Genomic DNA, 21,412 nt, shown 5'->3' with positions numbered 1-21,412 from the left:
GTGACCGATCAAACCGATTGCGGTTTCCCCGATCGCCAGGCAGGCGGATCACAGCGCTTTCCGCAACGTTTCGTTCATCGATCCGCTCCGATATCCTTGCAAATCGAGCGTCACATAAGTAAATCCCTGCTCTTTCAGCACTTCCGTGATCCGGTCGGCCATCTCCAGCACGCGGACGAATTCCTCCCGCGGCACTTCAATCCGCGCGATCTGATCATGGTGCCGGATGCGAATCTGGCGGAATCCCAACTGACGCAACGCCTCTTCCCCGCGGTCCAGTTGCTCCACTTTTTCCAAGGTGATCAAGCTGCCATACGGAATGCGGGAAGACAGGCAGGCAAACGACGGTTTGTCCCAGTTGGGCAATCCCATTTCGCGTGCCAATTGCCGCAGTTCATCTTTGTACAAATTGGCCTCCTGCAGCACACTCCGAATCCCGTATTCCTTCGCGGCCTGCCGGCCCGGCCGGTAATCGCCCAAGTCATCCATATTGGCGCCGTCCAACACCCAGCGGATCCCCCATTCCCTCGCCATGCCAGTTAACCGGGAATACAGGCCGGCCTTGCAGTGATAGCAACGGTCCGGACGGTTCGCCACAAAATCGGGGTTTTCCATCTCCACGATCCGGATCACTTCATGCCGGGCGCCCAATTTTTGCGCCAATTCGACCGCTTCATTCAACTCCCGCTGGGGAAACGTTTCAGACGCCGCGGTCACCGCCAATACTTTGTCTCCCAACTCTTCCAGCGCTCTCGCCAGGACAAAGGTGGAGTCAATTCCGGCGGAGAAGGCGACGATCACTTCGTCCATTTCCCGCAAGATTTCTCCCAGCCTCCGGTTTTTCTGCAGCAGATCCATACTATCCTCTCCCCGTAGACGTGATGCCGGGCACCTCTACCACAGCCGAAACAGACCTTCCGTCACTCCCACTTGATACATGTAATAACAACCGAACGCCGTGCTGATGCCTCCGACCAGCCGGGTCAGCGACTGATGCAGCCCGCTTTTTTTCGCGCTCAGCACAAACGGAATGCCGATCATCATGGTGCAAAGGAACATGCCGAGCACCGTTCCCGCACCGAATATCAAAATATAAACGGCCGCCTGCCAGACGCTTGTCACCGTAGACATCGTCAACAGCACCATCCCCGCGCTGCCCGCAAGACCGTGCACCAGGCCGATGATCAGCGATTTTGCGTACGATACGTCCTGGTGCGGATGGTTATGCGTTTCCGTCCGTTCATGCGAATGGAAGTGATTGTGCACAACCTCGCCGTGAGCGTGCGGGTGAACATGGATTTTCCTTTTTTTATAGGAAAATACGCTGCCGACGCCCAGGTAAACGATCATCGCTCCCACCAGGAATTCCAGCGACATCGCCCATTTTTCCGGGATTTCCTGTTTCAGCAGAAGCAGGATCATGCCGATCGAAAAAAGGGTGGCCGTATGTCCGATCCCCCAGAACACCCCGGCCAAACATGCGCTTCCCAGCCGTTTCGTGCGGCTGGCTACGGTCGATACGGCGATCACATGATCCGGCTCCGTCGCATGCTTGATTCCCAGCACAAAAGCAACCGCCAAAACCGACAACAAACTGGTTCCCATAACGCTCCTCCCCTTGTGCGACACCGCTCGTTGAGCCGCAGACTTCCGACATCGCCGGCCGCATCCGGTCGTGCTTCTCCCGCTTTTGTCACCCCGGTTTATTCCGCAACATACGGAATCGTCAGCGGTCCTAACGGCAGCACCGCCACCGACATCGCGTCCCCGTATTTTGCCTGCAGTTCGCGCAAGGTCTGCCCGATATCACGGGTCGGTTTCAGCATCGCCCGCTCGATGTCCGCATCAGACAACTCGGAATAGACGTACACATCCGCCCATGTTTGAATCACCGCTTGCTTCTGCACCTGCCACTGGTCAAACATCTGGAAGGACGGATCGTTGATCATCTCCAGAATCTCCTGCGGCGTTTTTCTCATTTGCAGGATTTTCGCGTAATTCCCGTGGTTCGGCAGCCCGTCCGAACACTCCGCAGCACAAATGATCGTGCCGCCTCGCCTGACAATCTGGTGGGCGGCGCTCATGCCTTTCACCGCCTGGTACAGATTCTGGTCAAGCGGATACCCGGAGTTGGAGGTGATCACCACGTCGAAGCGGTGGTCGCAGCGGATCATCACATGTTCTTTCACAAACTCGCAGCCGGCGGCATGAGCGGCGAACAACTCGCCGGCGAACACGCCAGTGATTTGCTTGTTCCCGTTCAGCGTTACGTTCAGCATAAAATCGGGCTTGCACATCCGATTGACTTCCCGCGACATCTCCTGCACCGGGTTGCCTTCCATGTTGCCCCAGGTGGCCGCCGGATCCCCGATCATCCGCGCGTTGTGGAACGCAAGGATCGTCTCGATGCCCGCAATGCCCGGCATAATGCCTTTTGGCCCGCCGGAAAAACCGGCGAAAAAGTGCGGCTCGATAAAACCGGTGACAATCCGGAAATCCGCCTCCACATACTCTTTGTTGAGATACACGTCACAGCCGAACCGGCTGCTGCCCACTTTCGCCTGTGTCGACTTGTCATGGCAGTTGTTGTTGATGATGCGGACATTGTCGACGACCCATTCGCCGAGCATCTGGATGAATTCGTCCCGCGTCTGGTCGCGGTGAGTGCCCGTTCCGTTGATGATCACGAATTGCTCCAGCGGTACATGCGACAATTCTTCCAACAGCCAGGGAACAAGCTTGTGGTTGGGGGTGGGCCGGGTAATATCGCTGATCACGATCGCCACACGATCGGTCGGCTTGACCATTTCGCAGAGCGGCGGACAACCGATCGGGTGGCGAAGCGCGTTCACCACCGCCGCTTTCTCGTCCGGCAGACCCGCCAGATGACGGGGTTCCACTACCACCGCCGTGTCCGGCACGTCGACCGTCAGCCCCTGTTTTCCATATGAAAGAGTAACCTTCAACCGTTCTCCCTCCTTGCTCACCCGCATGCAGGAAAGTCTCTCTTGGTCAGGCGGAGTTGTCCCGCATACCGGAAAGTCTTTGCTTGTCCGGCAAATCCAAAATGCGCCCGGTGTAAGAGAGGTTTATACCGAATCGTAGACTTCCGGGTTTGCCGTATGCTTCAGCTTTTGCCCTTGCAATCCGGCGAGCAGATTTTCCGCCGCCAGCACAGCCATTTTTGTCCGGGTGGCGATACTCGCGCTGCCGATATGGGGCAGGGCGACCACGTTTGGCAGAGACAGCAGCGGATGGTCGGCTGCGATCGGCTCTTCCTCGAACACATCCAGTCCGGCCGCCCAAATTTTGTTGTCGCAGAGCGCCCGGTACAGAGCGGACTCGTCCACGTTGCGGCCGCGCGATGTATTGATAAAAATCGCATTCGGCTTCATCAGCGAAAACTCCCGTTCCCCGATCATCCGGTAGGTTTCCGGGCTGGAAGGGGCCAGCAGCACGACAAAATCGGACGCCTGCAGCAGTTCCTCAAGCGAGCAGTACCGTGCATTCAGCCGCTCCTCCACTTCAGGCCGGCGATGGCGGTTATGGTACAGGATTTTCATGCCGAACCCGGTCGCCCGCCTGGCAACCGCCTCCCCGATCCGCCCCAGGCCGATGATGCCGATCGTCGCTCCGTACACATCCTGCCCGGTCAACACCATCGGTCCCCAGCTCTTCCATTTTCCCTGCCGAATATAGTCGGCCCCTTCGACGATTCGGCGGGCGGTCGCCATCAGCAGCGCAAACGTCAAATCGGCCGTCGTCTCGGTCAACACGCCCGGCGTGTATCCGACCGGAATTCCCCGTTTCGTCGCTTCGCTTACGTCTATATTATCAAAGCCGACCGCCATGGTGCTGACCACTTTTAACAGAGGAGCGTTGTCGAACACCTCTTTGTCGATTTTGTCCGAAACGTTCGTGTAGATGCCGGAAGCGTCTGCCACCTGTTCCAACAGCACATGCCTGGGAATCGGCACTTCCTCCGAATCCCAGAGGTAGACCTCAGCCTTCGCTTCGATCAACTCCAGGGCCTGCCCGGGAATCCTCCTGGTGACGACTACCTTATCCCGTTTCATCAACCAACCTCCTCGCCGGCTGCCCCCTTTTATCCCTCTTGCTTCATGCGGTTCGTGAGACAGCCCAATTTTTCAATTTCAATCGTCACTTCATCCCCCTCTTTCAGCCAGACCTGCTGTTCCTTCGGGTACCCCATGATCACCCCTTCCGGCGTGCCTGTCAAGATCACATCTCCCGGTACCAATGTCATGAACCGGGAGATGTAGCTCACCAACTCGTCGCAATGAAAAATCATATCTGCCGTGTTCGAATTTTGCCGCAGTTCACCGTTCACGTAGGACCGGATCGCCAATTCGTTCGGATTTCCGACTTCATCCGCCGTCACCAGATACGGCCCGAGCGGGCTGAACCCGTCACAAGATTTCCCCAACAACCATTGGTTGGTGCGGAACTGCAAATCGCGGGCTGACAAATCGTTGGCTGCACAATACCCGAACACATACGAGAGAGCCTCTTCTTTCGGTACCCGTTTTGCCGTTTTGCCGATGACAATCGCCAACTCCGCCTCATAATCGACCTGCTGCGACTGGGCGGGCAGGAGCACCTCATCGCCGTGAGCCGCCAGTGCATTGTTGAATTTATTGAACAAAATCGGGTATTCCGGAATCGGCATGTTCGATTCTTCCGCATGTTTGCGGTAGTTTAAGCCGACGCAGATGATTTTCTGCGGATTCGGCACACATGGCGCGAATTGCAGGTCTTCCTCCCGCAGAAATACGAAATCGCTTACATGTTCGACCGCCTGCCGTACATACGTAGTCAATTCGGCCAACGCTTCCGGTCCGCCCTGCAGCACCTGGTCGATCGTTCGCGGCGCTTGCAACACCCCTTTGTCCGTCTTGATCCCCAGTTGCAAGCCGTCTTCCGTACGAAATGTCAACAGTTTCAATGCAAAAACCTCCCGCCAGATTGGTTTACGCCATTTTTCCGAACGTGACGCCTCCGTCGATATAAAGCGGCGAGCCCATCATGAATTTTGATTCATCCGAAGCGAGGAACAAGGCTGCCTGCGCGACATCTTCCGGCCGCCCCAGGTCGCCGCTCAACTGCCGCTGCCTGATCGTATGTAACGCGTGTTCCGGGTCGTCGTAGGACGTGCGCAGATAATTTTCTACAAACGGAGTGAGAATCGTGCCGGGAAGCAACGCGTTGACCCGTATGTTGTACGGGGCGTAATCGACTTGCATCGACTTCGTCAGCGCCAGCACCGCTCCTTTCGTGGCCGCATACACCGCCCGCCGCATCAAACCGATCTCCGCGATACAGGACGACATATTGATGATGCAGCCTTGCTTGCGCTCCATCATATGTGGGATCACGTATTTGCTCGGCAAAAATACGCCTTTCAGGTTGACGTCAACCACCCGGTCCCACAGTTCTTCGCTCGTCTCGTGCAACGCGCCAACGCCGGAGATACCCGCGTTGTTAAACAGAACGTCGATCTGTCCATATTCGGCAAGCGCCTGCCGGACCATGTCTTCCACTTGCGGCGCTTTCGTCACATCCGCCCGGACAAAAATCGCCGCCTCGCCAGATCCGCTATTTCTTCCGTTGCCGCCTGCTGCTTGTCGTGCCAGCTTGCTGCCAGCATCGTGAAACTGACCGCCGCAATCATCCGATTGCCGTGGTTGAAAACCGGCGCCGCCACGCAGCAGAACCCTTCCACCGCTTCCTGCTGTTCGCAAGCAGTGCCGCGAGCCTTCACTTGTTGCAGTTGCTCCCACAGATGATCAAAGCTTCTCACCGTATTGGGGGTTAAAGCCGTCAATTCGGCGTCGCGGTACAGCTCTTCCAGCTGCAGGCGTTCAAATTGGGACAGCAAAGCTTTTCCAAGTGCGGTGGCATGGGCGGGAAACCGCATTCCTGGACTGGATGCCAGCCGGATCGGGGCGGTCGTTTCTTCCTTCGCCAGATACACGACATCGCGCCCGTCCAGCATCGCAAGCTGAATCGTCTCACCCACCCGCTGCACGGAAGCCGGCGCTTCCTGGTGAGAAGCGCGCACTCTTACACCAGCTTGATCACGCACTCCCCAAGTACTTCGTCTCCCCACAGCAGCTGCAACCGGTCGCCGTTGGCAACCGGGCCGACGCCGGCCGGGGTACCGGTGTAGATGATGTCGCCTTCTCCCAGGCCAAAATGGGACGCGATAAAGTCGATCACCGTCTGCAGATCGAACAGCATGTCGCTGATATTGCCCCGCTGAACCTGCTGCCCATTTTTCCGCAGTGAAAAATCGGTCTGTTTGCACGCCTGTTCCCCGGGAAATTCCCGAAACGAGGTGAGAACCGCCGAATTGCGAAACCCCTTGGCCGGCAGCCACGGGTGACCTTTTTTCTTCAGTTCGCTCTGCACGTCTCGCAATGTAAAATCGATCCCCAGCGCCAAGTGGTCGACAAGCTGATCCACGGTCATTCCGTGCTGGTACGGCTTGCCGATGCGAATCACCAGTTCCGCCTCGTAATGCACTTCGCCGCGGTCACCCGGCAGTTGGATCGTCTGGCCGCTTGCTTCCGCCAGCGCATGCGTCGGTTTGGCGAAAATCATCGGTGATTTCGGCACCTCGTTGCCCAGTTCCTCCGCATGCAAACGGTAATTGCGGCCCACACAGAAAATATTGCGAATCTCCATCCCGCTTCCCTCTTTCCGCCGATTTTCGATTGCGGCCCGAGTTGGCCGTCTTACAACGATTTCACCATGCCGCCATCGACCAGGAGAGCTTGACCGGTGATGTACGTATTGGCGAACGACCCGAGAAAAGCGACCGCCCGGCCGAATTCATCCGGAGAACCGTACCGGCCAAGCGGGATTTGGGCGATCATTTCCGCCTGCACATCCTCGACCGGGATCCCTTTCGCAGCCGCCTTCTGCTGATCCAGTTCTGCCACCCGGTCGGTCGCGATCCGGCCGGGAGCCACCGTGTTGACGAGAATCCCGTCTTTTGCCAGTTCGGTCGCCAGACTTTTCGTCAGTGCGTTGACGCCCGCGCGGATTGTATTGGACAAAATCAGCCCCGGAATCGGCTGTTTGATCGACGTGGAGGTGATCGTCACGATGCGCCCGCCGCCACGCGCCCGCATGTGCGGCAGGCTTGCCCGGATTAAGCGAATCGCACTCAGCAAGTTCAGCTCGAACGCTTTGATCCAAGCCTGATCATCAAAATCATCAAACGTCCCGCCGGGAGGCCCGCCCGCATTCGTCACCAGCACGTCCAAACCGCCGCCCGCTTCCACCGCCGTTTCAACCGCCTTCGCGATGTCCCTTTCGCTTGTGACGTCCATTTGTACCACTGCCACTTTTTGGCCTGTGGCTGTCTCGATGTCTGCAGCTGTCTTGTTCAACTCCTCCAAATTGCGGCTCGCAATCGTCACAATCGCACCCTCACGGGCAAATTCCAGCGCGCTCGCTTTTCCCAATCCTTTGCTGGCCGCAGTCACCAGTACCGATTTTCCTTTTAATCCGAGATCCATTTTTACCGCCTCCTTCTGAAGTTTACCCCAAGCCGCACGCTTCGTGCAGCAGGTCGACGATATGCACCGCCTGCATCCAGTCTTGCAAATTCGCCCGCTGAATACCCATCCGCATCTGCAGCAAACATCCGGGGTTGGATGTGACAACGAGTGTCGCTTGCGTTGCCTCCACCGATTTCATCTTCTCATCCAGTACTTTCATCGATGTCTCATACTGCACCAGGCTGTAAATGCCGGCTGATCCGCAGCATCCGTCCGCCCCCGGCAGTTCCACATATTCCGTTCCCGGGATCGATCGCAGTAGCTCGCGTGGCTCTGACTCCACTTTTTGCACATTTCGCAGGTGGCAGGAGTCCTGGTAAGTGATGCGGTACGGAAGCTCTTTCCGAAACGGCAAGGGACCCAACTGTGCCAGGATCACGTTGATATCGCGGCTTTTTTGCACGAATTGTGTGGCCCGTTCCGCCCACTCCGGTTCATCGGCCAACAGATGATCATATTCGATCAGCATGGCCCCACATCCGCCTGCATTGTTGACGTACCAGTCGGCACCCGTCGCTTCAAACGCCTCGATATTTCGTTTTGCCAGTTCTTTCGCCTGTTCCAGTTCTCCCGCATGCGCATGCAACGCACCGCAGCATGTCTGGGTTTGCGGCACAACCACATCACACCCGGCTGCGGCCAGCAGCTCAATACTCTTTCGGTTGGTCTCGTAGAAAACAGAATCCATTACGCAACCGGCAAAAAAAGCCACCTTCGCCTTCGCGGTCTCGTCTGATAAACCGCTGGTGACGCCGGCTCCTTTCGCTTTCACCAGCCGCTGCCGAGCCAGGTAAGCAAAGGGAGACGGAACATCCGGCAGCGCCGCCTCAAATTCCCCCATGTGAAACGGCAGTTTTTTTGTGATTCCGATAGCGTGCGCCACCTTTCGCAGACCCGATTTTTGATATAGCCAGATCAGCCCGCCGAGCGCTTTCAGACGGCCGGGATAGGGAAACAGTCCTTCGAACACTAATCGCCGCAGCGCTTTGACAAGCGGTGTTTCCCTGCCTCTGCTCCGCTTCGCGGTTTGAATCGTCTGTTTTGCGCCCTCGAAAATCATCCCGTACCGGACACCAGACGGACAGGCCACCTCACAGGCGCGGCACCCGAGACACTGGTCGATCGGGCCTGCCAGATGTTGGAGCAGGTCGATCTTCCCTTCAGCGGCCGCCTTGACAAGGGCGATTCGGCCGCGCGGCGAGGCGGATTCTTTTTCCAGCACCTGATAGGTCGGGCAGGCGGGCAAACAGTAACCGCACTGCACGCACTGAAACGTCTCATCGTAAGGAAGTTTCGTCTGTTGGGCGCTCATTCGGTCAACACCACCCGTGTCTGGCCTGGCTGCGGGAAAATTTTGTACGGGTTGAGGATGTTGTTCGGGTCCCACGCCTGCTTGATCCGCCGCATCAGATCGAGGCAGACCGGCCCCAACTCCATCTCCATGTAAGGCGCTTTCATCGTCCCGATGCCATGCTCACCCGACAATGTGCCCCCCAGTTCCACAGCCGCCCGGAAAATCTCGCCGACCGCCTCCTCCACCCGCCGCATCTCTTCCTTGTCCCGTGCATCGGCGATAATATTCGGATGCAGGTTCCCGTCTCCCGCATGTCCGAACACCACCAGATGGATCTTGTATTTCTCCCGGATCTCGCGCAGGCGCTGGAACATTTCGGGGATTTTGCTGCGGGGGACGGTAGCGTCTTCCGAGATTTTCGTCGGCTTCACCCGGGTGATCGCCGGCGAGACCAGTTTGCGAGCCAGCCACAATTGCTCCCGCTCCGTCTCGTCCTTCGCCACCCGCACCTCCCGCGCCCGATACATCCGGCAGATACGGGCAGCCTGCTCGATCTCCGCCTCCACCGCCGCCGGATGTCCGTCCACTTCGAGCAGGATAATCGCATCCGCATCGATCGGCATGCCGCACGGCTTGTAATTCTCCACAGCCCGAATCGACGCGTTGTCCATCATCTCCATCTTGGCTGGTAAAATTCCGTTCGTCAACACGCCGCTGATCGCCCGCCCCGAGTCGATCAGGTCGTCAAACACCGCCAGCAACGCTTTTCTCGCGGGCGGTTTCGGAATCAGCCGCAAAATCGCCTTCGTAATCACGCCAAGCGTCCCTTCCGACCCGATAATCAGCGGGGTCAGGTCATAGCCCGTCACATTTTTGACGGTCATGCCGCCCGTGCGAATGATGTCTCCCTGCGGCGTCACCACCTCCAATCCGATCACGTAATGCTTGGTCACGCCGTATTTCAGCCCGTGCGGGCCGCCGGCGTTTTCGGCGAGGTTGCCGCCGATCGTCGACACGTTCGAACTGCTCGGATCAGGCGGATAAAAAAGGCCGATCTCCTCCACGCGCTTGTGCAGATCGGCCGTGATCACGCCCGGTTCGACGATCGCAATCAGATTGTCCCGGTCGATCTCGAGCAGCCGATTCATCCGGGTCATGACCAGCGCGATGCCGCCAGCCACCGGCAGCGGGCCGCCGCTCAGCGAGGTGCCGCCGCCTCTTGGTGTCACGGGGATCTTTTCGCGGTTGGCCAGCTTCAGGATGGCCGCCACTTCTTGCGCCGTCTTGGGGAACACCACGACATCGGGCAGATAGGTGCCGAAGGAAGCGTCATACGCGTAGGTGCATCGTTCGTCCAACGTGTCGAGCACCCGGTCACGGTCGGTAATCGCAATCAGTTCCTGGATGATTTCCGGCTTCATCCGGTTCTCCCCTCTCCCATTATCCATTAGAACCCTAAAGGAACGCCCTTACCCGCCAGCTCCAGTTTTTCATCAGCGTGAACTTCTTTTAACAGTGCCTCGGAAACCCATATCCGTTCAAGCTGCAGGGTATTGGGAATCCGGACGATTCGCAAATTCTGCAACTCCCTTTGGCCGAGCGACTGAATGGCCAGCCGCACCGCTTCCCCATCCGACTCCGCAATGATCGGAATCATCGCGCGCTGCACAAACGTGGATGACAAATTGTTCAAATAGGTGGCTTTCCAATCAATCTTGTCCACCAGCTTGCGGGTTGTAAAATCGGCCAATCCGATCCCGTTGGCATTGCCGTGCGAGGCGTCCGCCAGATCCAGCACCACAATCCGTTCGATCCGGGGGGACTCCGGTTCCGGCTCCCCGTGAATCCGCAGCCGCCCGATCACATTCGTATCCATGCCCGTGCCGCTGTAGCACTTGCCCATCTCATCCACAATCAGCACATCCAGATGATCGAACGGCAGTCGCGGCATCATCGTTTTCGCCTGCTTCAACAGTTCCGCCTCCCTGTCCGGGATATCGGCCGGTTCAATCCCTGCGATCACCGCCGTTTGGTCAAACGCATTTTCCAGTATGCCAAGCCCGTACAGCACCGGGCTTTTTTCCAGCACGATCCGGGCCATCGGCACAATCAGTTCGCGCAGCCCCCGCACGCCAAAACGGTGGAGATTGGCAGCCCCGGCTGGGTTGCCAAGCCCCACCACCAGCATTTTGCACAACCCGCTTTCCACGCAGCCCTTGAACGACGTATGGGGTTTGATCCGGTTGATGACCACGATGCCGTCGCTTTCATACGCCAACCGGTTCTGAAACACCGGCGTTCCGTCCGGCAGCTGCCCCAGTTCCACCACCTCCGTCGTAGCCCGGATTGGGGCCCCCACCGCTGCTTCCGTGATGCCGAGCGCTTGCAACGCCTCGATCTGTCCGGCAGGTGTGCCTCCCCCGTGACTTCCCATGCTCGGAACGAGAAACGGGACTGCCTCCCGTTCACGCAACACCTGACAGACAGCCCGCAGAATCTCGACGATGTTGGCGATCCCCCGGCTGCCCGCCGTCACGGCGATTGTGGCGCCGGGTCGGACGGAGGTCAGAAAGACGGCTTTTTCCAATTCCTGACGCACTTTTGCTGCGACGTCCGCAATCGCTTGCCCGTCAAACTTTTGCCGGACCGGATACATCAAAGGGAGTTCCATACAGACACCTTCCAGCCAATGTCGATTCACATTGTCGTTTATCAATGTGCGCTCCCCAACAGCCGTCCGACTCCGTGAATTTTCTCGAGGATCAGGATCAGCACCACCGATATCAGAATCACGACACTAGACACAGAGGCGACGATCGGACTGTACGCATCCTGCATGTTCGAAAAAATCTCGAGCGGCAACGTTCGCATATCGGAAGATACCATAAACAGCGATACAGTTACATTATCGAACGAAGTCAAAAAGGAGAACAGGGCCCCGGACAGGATCGCCGGCCGAATCAGCGGCAGCGTCACCCGCCAGAAAACGGTGATTGGACTGGCCCCGAGAATGGCCGCCGCCCGTTCCAAGGTGTAATCAAAACCGCTCAATCCGGTCAGCACAAACCGGATCACATACGGCACACAGATGACGATATGGGCGATCAAAAATCCGGTCGGCGTCCCCGCCAGCAGCATCGGCGTAAAGTAAATCAGCAGGGCGATCCCCAGTACCAGCTGCGGTACCGTCAACGGGGAGGTCAGCAGCGACACCAGGTAGCTTTTGCCCGGAATGTCGTACTTGGCAATCGCGATCCCGCCCAGGGTGCCCAGCAGCACGGAAAAGAAAGCAGCCAGGAAAGCAAACTTGACGCTGTTCCAGAAAGCCTCAACAAACTCCGGTCGCTCCAGCAATTTCGCATACCACTGCAGCGAAAATCCGTGCGGCGGAAAACTGGGATAGCTTGCGCTTGTAAAAGACGCCGGGATCGTGACGATCAACGGGATCAGGATATAGACCAGACTGATCGCAGCCACCGCAACCCTGATTTTTCCGGTGACTTTCATTAGCGAAACACCTCCCGATACCGTCCTCTTTCCATGATTCTCGTAAAAATCGTGACGCTTGCCAACGTGATGCCGAGCAGTACATACGAAACGGCCGAGCCGTAAGTCCAGCGCAGCAGATGGATGATCTGGTCATACGCCACCACCGGCAGCATCGGCACATTCGCTCCCCCCATCAGGGCGGGAGTCACGTACGCGCTCATCGACATGCTGAACACCAGCACGATTCCGGACACGATGCCGGGCAGGCTGAGCGGCAAGGTGATCGATACAAACGAGCGGAACGGACTGGCGCCGAGAATCGCGCCCGCTTTTTCGAGCGACGGGTCAATGTTGTACAGACTGGTGGCGATTGACAAAATCATAAACGGCAGATACGCGTTCGACAAACCGATGACAACCCCCGCTTCCGAAAACAAAAGTTTCAGCGGCGAATGGGTGATGCCAAGGCCTGATACCAGTTGGTTGACCGTGCCGTTTGGCAGCAGAAGCAAATACCAGCCAAAATTGCGGACCACGATGCTGATCAAGAGAGGCGACGCTACCAACAGGGCCAGCAGCCCCCGGACACGGGGAGAGCATTTTGCCATCGTCAGCGCGACCGGATAGCCGAGCAAGAGCGACACGATCACCGTGTACAGGCTCACTTTGATCGTCAGCCAGAGCGAGTGCAGGTAATAGGGATCGGTGAAAAACCGGACATAATTGCCGATGCTGTACACCGCATTGGCCCCGCCCAGACCTTCCGTGTCAATAAAGCTCAAATACAGGATATAAAGCATCGGCACCACAAAGAAGCCGATGGTAAACAACAACAGCGGCAGCAACAGCAACACGGCGTACAGATACTTTTTCCAGTTCCTGCGCTTTCTTGCAACGGCCGGCTGTGACTGCAGGGCGGTTATTTCTTGACGGCCATCATGTCTGACGGGTTCCATCCGACCATCACCTCAGTTCCTATCGTCCAGCCCGCTTCGATCGAGGGATGCAGCACCTGCATCCGTTCGCCCAGCAGTGACACTTCGATTTCCCAGGCGGAGCCCAGGTAATTCATCTGGGTGATCGTAGCGGTGTGCGCATTGGAGTGTGGATTCGGGTTTTTCGCCTGCTGGATCGTCAGCTTTTCCGGGCGGATGTAGAGCTTGACCGCATCCCCCGCCGCACAGGTGCGGTCCGGTCCCATCACATTCTCCGCTTCGACCAGCACCTGGCCGCCGTCCGCCAGCTCCACGCTGATCATCCGGCTGTCGAGCGATCTCACCCTGCCGTGCAGTTGGTTTGATTTTCCGATAAACTGAAAGACAAATTCGGTCTGCGGATGGGCATAGATTTCAGTCGGCGTTCCAACCTGTTCAATCTTGCCCTGATTCATCACGACGATCCGGTCGGACATCGAGAGCGCTTCCTCCTGGTCGTGCGTGACGAAAATGGTGGTGACGCCCACTTCTTTTTGCAGCCGTTTGATTTCGGCCCGCAATTCGTGGCGCAGCTTGGCGTCAAGATTGCTCAGCGGCTCGTCGAGCAGCAACAGCGTCGGCTGCACCACCAGCGCCCGGGCGATGGCGACGCGCTGCCGCTGGCCGCCCGACATTTCGCGCGGATACCGGTCTTCCAGCCCGTTCATTTTCACCAGTTCCAACGCTTGCCGGATACGCCGTTTTTTCTCCTCTTTCGGCACTTTATGCAGGGACAGGCCAAAATCGAGATTTTCATACACGGTCATATGCGGGAACAACGAGTACGTCTGGAACACCATTCCCAAACCTCGCTTGTATGCGGGAACGTGATTGACACGCCGTCCTTTGATAAACACATCCCCCTGGTCGATGTCGAGAAATCCCGCAATCACGTTGAGCGTTGACGTTTTGCCGCAACCGGAAGGGCCAAGCAAGGTGAGCAATTCACCCTGCTTGACCTCCAGATCGATACCGCCCAGGATCACGTTTGAGCCAATTCGTTTGTAAACCCCGCGTAGTTCCACGTCATGCGTCAGCGCCTGCATGTTCCGTCTCCTCTTTCTCTATTTTTTCACGTTCTTGCCCAGTTCCGGTGTGACCTCTTTCGACCATCGGTCCGTCCACTGCGCCCGGATCTCAGACAGTTTCTTGACATCCGGCCGGAAGACGGAATCGCTGTCTTTCAAACCGATCGACGCTTCATATTTGGGTGCCACTTTCATCCCTTTCAGAACCGGGTAGAAACCGCTTTCCGCAATCTGCTGCTGCGACTCTTCGCTGATCAGGAAATTGATAAAATCCATCGCCGCTTTTTTATGCGGGGCGTTTTTCACAACTGTTGCGCTGAACGCTTGCAGCGGCGCCCCTTCCTTGGGGATCACCATTTTCAGCGGTACGCCGGAATCGACCAGTTCGGCGATCGCGTAGCTGCCCATCACGGTCACGTCGGCAGCCCCTTGTTGCACGGCGGGCATCATCTGGGTGGAGTTTTTGTAGAACGTGTCCGAATAGCTGGCGAGTTGTTTCGCCTTTTGCAGTCCGGGTTCCAGATTGTCGAGGCTGCCGCCGTTTGCGTTCGCCAGATTATAGAGCAGGGCAAATCCCCAGTCGTTGGCGATGTCGGCGAACGCCGTTTTGCCTTTGTAGTCGGGGCGAATCAGATCGTTCCAGGACGTAATCGGCGCCCAGCCGTTTTTCTCGAACGTTTTCGTATTGTATGCAGGTGCGATCACCAACCCGAATACAGGCACTCCGACTTTATCCACCGCGACAAACCGCGGGTCGACCTTCGCCATGTTGGGAATCGCCGATTGATCCAGCTGCTCGGTCAGCCCTTTGTCGGCCGCTCGCTGCACGTCAAGCGGCACGTACATCGCGACGTCGTACTGCGGCGCGTTTTTCTGCAGTTCGACTTTTGACAGGATTTCTCCTGACAACCCGGCTACGAAGTTTACCTTGATGCCATACTTTTCTTTAAATTTCGGCGCAATCACTTCGCGGATCGCCTTTTCGATTTTGCCTCCGTTCGCGGCAACCGTTATCTCCGTCGCATTGTCGGACGACGAATTGGTCGGTTTTGCCTCGCCGGGCGGTTTCGCGTTGGGCACCCCGCACCCGGCCAGCGCCGCCATCGTCAGCACAAGTCCAAGTCCAATCCCGATCCATCGTTTCATCACATTGACCTCCCATTTTTCACTCTTTTAGCGCCAGCAGCTTTTGGCGCACGTTTTCAAGGTGCTGCCGCATGCAGGCAACCGCGCCTTGCAAATCGCGTTTCTCGACGCACACCAAAATCTGCTTGTGCTCTTGCAGCACACTTCTTCGTTTTTCCAGATTTCCGATATTTTGATAGAGGGTATAGTCAAGACTCTGTTTCAGCACTGGTGACAGGTTGTCGAACACCTGAATCAAAATCGGGTTTTTCGACGCGATGGCAACCGCCCGATGAAAGGCGAAATCAGCCTCCACGCCGGCTTCCCCCATTTCCAGCTGGTGCTCAAAATCGAGCAGCGCCTTCTTCATTTCTTTCAGATCCTGTTCATCGGCGCGCAGAGCTGCCAGTTCGACGGTGCCCAACTCAATGATTTTGCGGGTCTCCAGCAAATGCAGCGTTTGTTCCTTTTTTGCGACGATCGAAAGGACTAACGGGTGAATGTAGTCGCTGAGATCGACTTTTCGCACAAAGGTGCCTTCCCCCTGCCGCGTTTCGATGATCCGGGCAGCCGCCAGCATGCTCAGCGCCTCACGGATACTGGAGCGGCCGACACCGAATATGTCGCTCAGCTCCTTTTCCGAAGGCAGTTTGCTGTCGGACGGGAGCTCTCCTTGTTCGATCAACCGCTTGATTTCTTCGACGACTTCTTCCGATACTTTTTTTCTGCGGATGGGCTTGACTTCTCGCATGGCAACCTCCCTTCCTGCAGGGTGAGCGTACCTCCGTCAAAACCGATCTGCTCATCAGACAACCTGATGTCCGCATCTTTATACTTCTACCGAATGTTCGATATTCCTTCTTTATTCGAAAAATTTTGTTTTGTGGTTTGGATGTCAACGAAACGTGCCGAAGGATGAGAAAAGGCTCGGCGAAGTGAACGCGCCAAGCCTTGGTGCAAACCTGCATTTATTTTTTCTCAACCGCATGACCGCCGAATTCGTTGCGCAGTGAGGCCACCACTTTGCCGTGGAATGTGTCTTCCTCCAGGGAGCGGTAGCGCATCAGCAGGGACATGGCAATCACCGGAACGTTGGCCTGCAGTTCCAGCGCCGTCTCCACCGTCCACTTGCCTTCGCCGGACGAGTGCATCACACCGCGGATGCCCGCCAGCTTCGGATCCTTGGAAAACGCCCGTTCCGTTAGTTCCATCAGCCAGCCGCGGATCACGGAGCCGTTTGCCCAGACGCGCGCCACCGCCTCATAGTCAAAGTCAAACTGGCTCTTGTTTAGCACCTCAAACCCTTCGGCGATCGCTTGCATCATACCGTACTCGATTCCGTTGTGTACCATTTTCAGAAAGTGGCCGCTGCCGTTCGGACCGGCGTACAGATAGCCGTTTTTCACCGAAATGTCGCGGAAAATCGGCTCCACCCGCGCGAACGCATGCCTGTCGCCGCCAATCATCAGGCATGCGCCGTGGCGGGCCCCTTCCATGCCGCCGGATGTTCCCACATCGAGAAAATGGATGCCGTGCTCACGCAATTTTTCGGCACGTCGGATCGAATCTTTGTAATACGAGTTGCCGCCTTCGACGATGATATCCCCTTTGGCAAGCAGCGGCAGTACTGTGTCGATCACCGAATCGACGATTTCTCCCGCCGGCACCATGATCCACACGATCCGCGGCGCTTGCAGCTTGCTAACCAGCTCTTCTATCGAGGCGGCCGCAACCGCTCCTTGTTCCGCCAATTGACGGGCCGGTTCCGGATTGACGTCATATGCGACCACGCTATGGTTGTGATCAAGCAGATTTAGGACCAGGTTGTAGCCCATTTTTCCGAGGCCGATCATCCCCAACTGCATCGATTGTTCATCCCCTTCCATTCTTTGCTGACCCCAGGCATCGCCGCCGCAATCGGAGCCACAATGCCGGTAGCGGTTGTCATTGAAACGGTCGCCGAACCGGTCGCCACCCGAATCAACGCGGCAATCAGCCAACCGAGGACGATCGGCGAAATACCGGAACCGGTCGCCCAGTCGGCGATCGCCTGAAACTTCGGCGACAGCCCGGGATAAGCCGCCCGGATGCGGGCAAGACCGCTTGTCTGCTGAGACGGATGCATATACGGTTCCTCCGATTTCACAACACAGGCTTCCTTCCATTTATGCATATGACATCCCCCTGATCTTAACGTTTGCAATATCGGCGTTGCCACATACATCGGTGGAAGTTGTATATCCTACAAAATGGAGGGATACCTGATGGAGAAACAAATCCGCAAGATGGAACAGGAGATCGAGACGCTCAAGCATCAGATCCGCCAATTGCAAACCGGAAGCCCGGCTGGCTCGGACGAACCGCGTTTTGTCCAGCCGGAGCTGCACGCATCCACCGGCGAAAATGCGTTGCATGACATGGGACGGATGGAACTCGAGCAATTTGACACATTCGAAAACTTCGCCAGTGGAGAATAGAAAAAGCCTGCGTAAGCAGGCATTATTTGACAACTTCAATCGGCCCTTCGCCGCGTTTCAACATTTTGGGATAGGTTTTCTCGGGCTTGAGTACCGAGATGATATGGTCGATAGCGACCTGCGGATCCACCGTTTCGCCGCACGTGTAACAGTCGAGTGCTGCAAAGCCCTTTTCCGGATACGTGTGAATCGAGATGTGGCTCTCCGAAAGCAACACGAGCACAGTCGCTCCCTGCGGCTCAAACTGTTTGGCCTGCACGGACAATACCGTGGCGCCGCACTTGTGCGCAGCTTGTACCATCACATCTTCCAAAAATTTGGCGTCATTGAGCATGTTAAAGTCAGCACCCCACGTGTCGACAGCAACATGTCTCCCGAAAGTTGAGTACTCCTGGGTCATGAGCTTCGGCCCCCTTCCTAAACGAAAAATGATAGTACTTAGATTTTTCGCTAGGACCTACGTCATTCACCACGGGGGAAAGTTAGTCCGGAGATGTCCTAACCCTTTAAGTGAATCCTGGTTCCTAATCCAAATGTTGATCCAACATATTTTCAACGAAGAATAAATTATCACAGATCACAGGCGGTTTCAATAGCTTTTTGCAAGTTTTTTTGTAAAACATGATACCGGCCTACTAGAATCGGTCCTCCCGGAAACAGCCGCCGCTTCCGGCGGAGTGCACGCCGCACGGCCGGCCCGCCACCGGATAGCAGCCAGCCAAATCGCGCACAATGGAGATATCATTATATGAAGGAGGGCTTGGATTGAACATTCAGCAATCGGTAGACGCGTTTTGCCAGAAAATCTGGGACGAATACGAATCGCGTCCGGAGACGCTGCCGGCCGAAGTGACGGTCAACAACGTCGGAACCGGCATCATCGCGAAAGCGGATGAAGACGGACTGTATTTTGAAGCAAACGGCGACGAATTCGACATCGAGGAATGGTTTATGCAAAACAACTTCGCTTCCGACACGCTCGGCATCCAACCGCTCAACAAAGAACACCGGCCCAGTTAGTTGCCGGTGTTCCAGCCTGTTGCAGAGATCGTCACATCGTTGTTACCGGCGTGCGGCCCGTGAGGGGAAAGAATACGACAGCGCTTGGCGGTGCATCCGGACTACCAACGGGACCGTGTTTTTTCGTTTCCGGAAAACATCTGGTTACAGCCTTCCGGCTTGCACGCCGGAGAGAAACTCTTCCAGCCACTTCATTTCCGTTTCGCAGTGCATCAGCGCGTTTTTGACGAGCATCACAACGGAAAACGGGTGATCGGGAGCTTTCACTTCATACAGCCAGCGCAAAAATTTCACCTGCTCCCGGGCGGCCGCCAGCCGATCGCGGATGGCATCCTCCACCTGTTCTGCGTCCGCCAGATGGCCGTTCATCAGCGCCGGGTACAGGGGATGGTACATGCGGGCCTTGTTACGAAACGCCTGATGCAGCAATTTTTTCAATTGCTTGCGCCCGTCCGGGGTAATGCGATAGATCCGCTTTTCCGGACGCCGATCTTCCTGGATCACCTGCTTGACCTCGATCCAGCCTTTTTTCTCCATCTGGTCAAAAGCGTAGTACAGAGTGCCGTAATTGACCTTGATATACTCATGCACCTGACGCTGCTTCAAAATCTGCAGCACTTCATACGGATGCAGGTCCTGTTCGTACAGGAGCCCCAAAATCAACAGCCGCAGTTCCATCCGACCGCCGCCTTACAGGTTGCCCTCGGTCACCGGCTGCCGCGGCATTCCCCGCTCGCCGATTTCCAGCTTCGATTTCCCCATGAAACATGCGGTCACAAGCCCGACCACCGCCGCAGCCAAAGCAAACAGGAACACATAGGAGATCGCTTCCGCCAGTGTACCTTGTAGCACGGTCAAAATGGCAGGCGGAATCTTCGCCCGCAGTTCAGGCTGCAAGAGCGCCTGGGGATTCTGCAGGAATGTGCCGGCCATAGGCGAACGGCCGAGTTTATCGGCCAGTTGGTTGGTCATATGATGGGTCACGATCGTGCCCATCACCGCCACACCGACCGTGCCGCCGATCGAGCGGAAAAACGCGACACTCGAGGTGGCAACGCCGCGTTGCTTCATATCGACAGCTCCCTGCACAGCAGTTGTCGAAGCGGGCATCAACGGACCTACCCCCAGCCCAAGCAGAATCATGCATAGAGTCACTTGCATTTGGGTCGCGTTAACGTCAAGCCGGGACAGCAGGAACGCACCGAGCGCCATCACCGCCATCGCCGCGACCGTAATCGTCCGGTAACTGAATTTGCGCATCATAAAGCCGCCGGTCATTGAGCCGGCCACCACCGCCAACATCATCGGCGTAAGGATGTTGCCCGCGTTGGTAGCGGTTCCGCCAAGCACTCCCTGAACGAACAGCGGAATGTAAGACGCGCTTCCCATCATCGCGATCCCCTGTATAAATACGACGGCGCTCATTACCGCAATGACCCGCTTTCGGAACAGTGCAAGCGGCAGCATCGGTTCTTCGGCCCGTTTCTCGATCAGCAAAAACAGGATCAAAAACAGGGTCGACGTGCCAAACAGTCCGAGCACTTGCCAGGACGACCAGGCATACTCTTTGCCGCCAAACACCAGCGCAAGCAGCAGCGTGACGATCGAAACAGCCATGGCAGCCGCCCCGAGGAAATCGATTTTCGGCCTGGCTCCCGCCGCCTTTGTTTCCACCAGCGAGAAGAGCAGGATCACAAACGACAAAATACCAAGCGGCAAGTTGATGTAAAAAATCCAGTTCCACGATACGTATTCGGTAATATAGGCACCGATCGTCGGCCCGAAGACGGATGACAGGCCGAATACCGAGCCCAACAGCCCCTGCATTTTCCCCCGTTGTTCCGGCGGGAAAACTTCAAAAAAGATCGTGAACGCAATCGGCATCAGCGCACCGCCGCCGAGTCCCTGCAAGCCGCGGTAGATGACCAGTTGCATCATTGTGTCGGCCGTTCCGCACAGCGCCGAACCGGCCATAAAAACCGCCAGTCCGAGCAAAAAGAACCGCTTCCTGCCATACAAGTCGGAAAGCTTTCCGACAATCGGCATCACCGTAGTGGCTGTCAGCATGTACGCCGTGAAAACCCATGAGTAGATGTCCATACCCTTCAATTCGGCGACGATCGTGGGCATCGCGGTCGAAACGATCGTCTGATCGAGCGAAGCCAGCAGCAACGCTAACATGATGGCCGCCACCGTCCATTTAACACGCACTTGCTTCATACAATCCGCCTCCAAGTCTGGTTGGACAAAAAATGATCAATTACTCTAATTAGAGTACTCCAATTGGAGCTTGTTTGACAACTGCCTTTCACCAGATTATGGCCAAAAAATTTGCCAAAAAATTTGTTTGATTTTCCCGATTTTTTCTGCTAGACTCAAGGCAAGACCTTTGGAAAAGGTCCGTTTTCAAGGGTCT

22 protein-coding genes and 2 pseudogenes are annotated in these 21,412 nt (G+C 56.5%); 2 read left to right on the top strand and 22 right to left on the bottom strand.

Translation table 11 applies throughout. The annotated features are described in order from the left end of the window. Positions 1–48: 48 nt before the first annotated feature. From larE to C230_RS23390, 19 genes and pseudogenes are all read right to left on the bottom strand, one after another. Positions 49–858, bottom strand: coding sequence for an ATP-dependent sacrificial sulfur transferase LarE (larE, locus tag C230_RS0111990; protein ID WP_018132285.1), 810 nt, complete (start codon positions 856–858; stop codon positions 49–51). A 36-nt stretch (positions 859–894) separates the two neighbouring features. Next, a complete protein-coding gene (locus tag C230_RS0111985; RefSeq protein ID WP_018132284.1) occupies positions 895–1,605 on the bottom strand; it encodes a HoxN/HupN/NixA family nickel/cobalt transporter in 711 nt (236 codons plus the stop codon). 98 nt (positions 1,606–1,703) lie between these two features. Beyond that, entirely contained in the window at positions 1,704–2,966 is a 1,263-nt protein-coding gene (larA, locus tag C230_RS0111980; RefSeq protein ID WP_018132283.1) for a nickel-dependent lactate racemase, read from the bottom strand. A gap of 123 nt (positions 2,967–3,089) precedes the next feature. Further along, positions 3,090–4,076: a 2-hydroxyacid dehydrogenase gene (locus C230_RS0111975; protein WP_018132282.1), complete on the bottom strand. Its 987-nt coding sequence runs from the start codon at positions 4,074–4,076 to the stop codon at positions 3,090–3,092. 29 nt (positions 4,077–4,105) lie between these two features. After that, on the bottom strand, positions 4,106–4,966 hold the full coding sequence (locus tag C230_RS0111970; RefSeq protein WP_018132281.1) for a fumarylacetoacetate hydrolase family protein: 861 nt from the start codon (positions 4,964–4,966) through the stop codon (positions 4,106–4,108). 25 nt (positions 4,967–4,991) lie between these two features. After that, positions 4,992–5,612 (bottom strand): annotated as a pseudogene (locus tag C230_RS0111965) (SDR family NAD(P)-dependent oxidoreductase); the annotation flags it as partial. Then, positions 5,576–6,016 carry an IclR family transcriptional regulator gene (locus tag C230_RS23395; RefSeq protein ID WP_281168947.1) on the bottom strand — a complete coding sequence of 147 codons (441 nt, stop codon included), beginning with the start codon at positions 6,014–6,016 and terminating at the stop codon, positions 5,576–5,578. The pseudogene C230_RS0111965 and the gene C230_RS23395, both read right to left, overlap by 37 nt. Before the next feature lie 68 nt (positions 6,017–6,084). Beyond that, complete coding sequence (locus C230_RS0111955) at positions 6,085–6,708, bottom strand: fumarylacetoacetate hydrolase family protein (protein WP_018132278.1); 624 nt, start codon at positions 6,706–6,708, stop codon at positions 6,085–6,087. 50 nt (positions 6,709–6,758) lie between these two features. Beyond that, the gene (locus tag C230_RS0111950; RefSeq protein WP_018132277.1) at positions 6,759–7,547 is read right to left on the bottom strand and encodes an SDR family oxidoreductase; all 789 of its coding nucleotides are present in this window, start codon (positions 7,545–7,547) and stop codon (positions 6,759–6,761) included. A 22-nt stretch (positions 7,548–7,569) separates the two neighbouring features. Next, positions 7,570–8,901: a (Fe-S)-binding protein gene (locus tag C230_RS0111945; protein WP_018132276.1), complete on the bottom strand. Its 1,332-nt coding sequence runs from the start codon at positions 8,899–8,901 to the stop codon at positions 7,570–7,572. Further along, positions 8,898–10,304 carry an FAD-binding oxidoreductase gene (locus C230_RS0111940; protein WP_018132275.1) on the bottom strand — a complete coding sequence of 469 codons (1,407 nt, stop codon included), beginning with the start codon at positions 10,302–10,304 and terminating at the stop codon, positions 8,898–8,900. The genes C230_RS0111945 and C230_RS0111940 overlap by 4 nt, the downstream gene beginning before the upstream one ends. A gap of 26 nt (positions 10,305–10,330) precedes the next feature. Beyond that, positions 10,331–11,554 carry a nickel pincer cofactor-dependent isomerase, group 22 gene (locus C230_RS0111935; RefSeq protein WP_018132274.1) on the bottom strand — a complete coding sequence of 408 codons (1,224 nt, stop codon included), beginning with the start codon at positions 11,552–11,554 and terminating at the stop codon, positions 10,331–10,333. Between the two features lie 41 nt (positions 11,555–11,595). After that, positions 11,596–12,390 carry an ABC transporter permease gene (locus tag C230_RS0111930; RefSeq protein ID WP_018132273.1) on the bottom strand — a complete coding sequence of 265 codons (795 nt, stop codon included), beginning with the start codon at positions 12,388–12,390 and terminating at the stop codon, positions 11,596–11,598. Next, entirely contained in the window at positions 12,390–13,328 is a 939-nt protein-coding gene (locus C230_RS0111925) for an ABC transporter permease (RefSeq protein ID WP_018132272.1), read from the bottom strand. Before C230_RS0111925 ends, C230_RS0111930 begins: the two co-directional genes overlap by 1 nt. Next, the gene (locus C230_RS0111920) at positions 13,292–14,392 is read right to left on the bottom strand and encodes an ABC transporter ATP-binding protein (protein WP_018132271.1); all 1,101 of its coding nucleotides are present in this window, start codon (positions 14,390–14,392) and stop codon (positions 13,292–13,294) included. Before C230_RS0111920 ends, C230_RS0111925 begins: the two co-directional genes overlap by 37 nt. Positions 14,393–14,410: 18 nt before the next feature. After that, a complete protein-coding gene (locus C230_RS0111915; RefSeq protein ID WP_018132270.1) occupies positions 14,411–15,520 on the bottom strand; it encodes an ABC transporter substrate-binding protein in 1,110 nt (369 codons plus the stop codon). A gap of 19 nt (positions 15,521–15,539) precedes the next feature. Continuing rightward, entirely contained in the window at positions 15,540–16,250 is a 711-nt protein-coding gene (locus C230_RS0111910; protein ID WP_018132269.1) for a FadR/GntR family transcriptional regulator, read from the bottom strand. A gap of 217 nt (positions 16,251–16,467) precedes the next feature. After that, a complete protein-coding gene (gene gnd, locus C230_RS0111905; RefSeq protein ID WP_018132268.1) occupies positions 16,468–17,364 on the bottom strand; it encodes a phosphogluconate dehydrogenase (NAD(+)-dependent, decarboxylating) in 897 nt (298 codons plus the stop codon). A gap of 20 nt (positions 17,365–17,384) precedes the next feature. Further along, positions 17,385–17,546: pseudogene (locus C230_RS23390) on the bottom strand (GntT/GntP/DsdX family permease); the annotation flags it as partial. Positions 17,547–17,763: 217 nt separating this feature from the next. On the opposite strand from C230_RS23390, the gene C230_RS0111895 reads away from it, so the two are divergent. Continuing rightward, positions 17,764–17,976 (top strand): hypothetical protein, encoded by a 213-nt coding sequence (locus C230_RS0111895; protein WP_018132266.1) that lies wholly within the window; start codon positions 17,764–17,766, stop codon positions 17,974–17,976. Between the two features lie 22 nt (positions 17,977–17,998). Here C230_RS0111895 and speD read toward each other — a convergent pair whose 3' ends face one another. Next, complete coding sequence (speD, locus tag C230_RS0111890; RefSeq protein ID WP_018132265.1) at positions 17,999–18,376, bottom strand: adenosylmethionine decarboxylase; 378 nt, start codon at positions 18,374–18,376, stop codon at positions 17,999–18,001. A gap of 365 nt (positions 18,377–18,741) precedes the next feature. Here speD and C230_RS0111880 point away from each other — a divergent pair, with 365 nt between their 5' ends. Beyond that, positions 18,742–18,996, top strand: a complete 255-nt coding sequence (locus C230_RS0111880) for a hypothetical protein (RefSeq protein ID WP_018132263.1) — start codon at positions 18,742–18,744, stop codon at positions 18,994–18,996. Positions 18,997–19,140: 144 nt separating this feature from the next. Here the strand turns inward: C230_RS0111880 and C230_RS0111875 are convergent, their stop codons facing one another. Continuing rightward, positions 19,141–19,674 (bottom strand): PadR family transcriptional regulator, encoded by a 534-nt coding sequence (locus C230_RS0111875; RefSeq protein ID WP_018132262.1) that lies wholly within the window; start codon positions 19,672–19,674, stop codon positions 19,141–19,143. A gap of 12 nt (positions 19,675–19,686) precedes the next feature. Further along, a complete protein-coding gene (locus C230_RS0111870; protein ID WP_018132261.1) occupies positions 19,687–21,216 on the bottom strand; it encodes an MDR family MFS transporter in 1,530 nt (509 codons plus the stop codon). Between the last annotated feature and the right edge of the window lie 196 nt (positions 21,217–21,412).

Origin of the sequence: Effusibacillus pohliae DSM 22757 (assembly GCF_000376225.1) — a bacterium.
GTDB lineage: Bacteria > Bacillota > Bacilli > Tumebacillales > Effusibacillaceae > Effusibacillus > Effusibacillus pohliae.
This window is presented reverse-complemented; position numbering and strand designations above follow the sequence as displayed.

What these genes read in the sequence shown, in the direction of transcription:
- C230_RS0111930 (WP_018132273.1), bottom strand. Translation starts at nt 12,390, where the DNA reads ATGAAAGTCACCGGAAAAATCAGGGTTGCGGTGGCTGCGATCAGTCTG.
- C230_RS0111945 (WP_018132276.1), bottom strand. Translation starts at nt 8,901, where the DNA reads ATGAGCGCCCAACAGACGAAACTTCCTTACGATGAGACGTTTCAGTGC.
- C230_RS0111940 (WP_018132275.1), bottom strand. Translation starts at nt 10,304, where the DNA reads ATGAAGCCGGAAATCATCCAGGAACTGATTGCGATTACCGACCGTGAC.
- C230_RS0111895 (WP_018132266.1), top strand. Translation starts at nt 17,764, where the DNA reads ATGGAGAAACAAATCCGCAAGATGGAACAGGAGATCGAGACGCTCAAG.
- C230_RS0111985 (WP_018132284.1), bottom strand. Translation starts at nt 1,605, where the DNA reads ATGGGAACCAGTTTGTTGTCGGTTTTGGCGGTTGCTTTTGTGCTGGGA.
- C230_RS0111875 (WP_018132262.1), bottom strand. Translation starts at nt 19,674, where the DNA reads ATGGAACTGCGGCTGTTGATTTTGGGGCTCCTGTACGAACAGGACCTG.
- C230_RS0111920 (WP_018132271.1), bottom strand. Translation starts at nt 14,392, where the DNA reads ATGCAGGCGCTGACGCATGACGTGGAACTACGCGGGGTTTACAAACGA.
- larE (WP_018132285.1), bottom strand. Translation starts at nt 858, where the DNA reads ATGGATCTGCTGCAGAAAAACCGGAGGCTGGGAGAAATCTTGCGGGAA.
- C230_RS0111915 (WP_018132270.1), bottom strand. Translation starts at nt 15,520, where the DNA reads ATGAAACGATGGATCGGGATTGGACTTGGACTTGTGCTGACGATGGCG.
- C230_RS23395 (WP_281168947.1), bottom strand. Translation starts at nt 6,016, where the DNA reads ATGCTGGACGGGCGCGATGTCGTGTATCTGGCGAAGGAAGAAACGACC.
- C230_RS0111950 (WP_018132277.1), bottom strand. Translation starts at nt 7,547, where the DNA reads ATGGATCTCGGATTAAAAGGAAAATCGGTACTGGTGACTGCGGCCAGC.
- C230_RS0111925 (WP_018132272.1), bottom strand. Translation starts at nt 13,328, where the DNA reads ATGGAACCCGTCAGACATGATGGCCGTCAAGAAATAACCGCCCTGCAG.
- C230_RS0111955 (WP_018132278.1), bottom strand. Translation starts at nt 6,708, where the DNA reads ATGGAGATTCGCAATATTTTCTGTGTGGGCCGCAATTACCGTTTGCAT.
- C230_RS0111870 (WP_018132261.1), bottom strand. Translation starts at nt 21,216, where the DNA reads ATGAAGCAAGTGCGTGTTAAATGGACGGTGGCGGCCATCATGTTAGCG.
- C230_RS0111910 (WP_018132269.1), bottom strand. Translation starts at nt 16,250, where the DNA reads ATGCGAGAAGTCAAGCCCATCCGCAGAAAAAAAGTATCGGAAGAAGTC.
- gnd (WP_018132268.1), bottom strand. Translation starts at nt 17,364, where the DNA reads ATGCAGTTGGGGATGATCGGCCTCGGAAAAATGGGCTACAACCTGGTC.
- speD (WP_018132265.1), bottom strand. Translation starts at nt 18,376, where the DNA reads ATGACCCAGGAGTACTCAACTTTCGGGAGACATGTTGCTGTCGACACG.
- C230_RS0111975 (WP_018132282.1), bottom strand. Translation starts at nt 4,076, where the DNA reads ATGAAACGGGATAAGGTAGTCGTCACCAGGAGGATTCCCGGGCAGGCC.
- C230_RS0111935 (WP_018132274.1), bottom strand. Translation starts at nt 11,554, where the DNA reads ATGGAACTCCCTTTGATGTATCCGGTCCGGCAAAAGTTTGACGGGCAA.